This is a genomic window from Acinetobacter haemolyticus (assembly GCF_900406815.1).
Classification (GTDB): domain Bacteria; phylum Pseudomonadota; class Gammaproteobacteria; order Pseudomonadales; family Moraxellaceae; genus Acinetobacter; species Acinetobacter haemolyticus_A.
The window spans coordinates 1-282 of the sequence record NZ_OVCN01000065.1; the positions used below are offsets into that span (position 1 = coordinate 1).

1 protein-coding gene is annotated in these 282 nt (G+C 41.8%); it reads left to right on the plus strand.

The window, feature by feature from the left end:
* The coding region (locus DK207_RS15700; RefSeq protein ID WP_162540255.1) for an FAD-dependent oxidoreductase at positions 1–282 on the plus strand (282 nt) is incomplete at both ends.

Sequence of the window (282 nt, forward strand, 5' to 3'; positions counted from 1 at the left end):
TGGTTGAGTTTGATACCAAACTTCGAGCTGATCAAGTATTGCAAGATAAGTTAAACAGCTTATCCAATACGACGGTAATCATGAATGCATTGAGCACTGAAGTGCTGGGTGATGGTTCACAAGTCACGGGCTTGAAGTATAAAGATCGTGCCACAGATGAAGAACATGTGGTTGAGCTTGCGGGGATCTTTGTTCAGATTGGTTTATTGCCAAATACTGATTTCTTGAAAGACAGTGCTGTTGAACTGAGTAATCGTGGCGAGATTATGGTGAATGATCGCA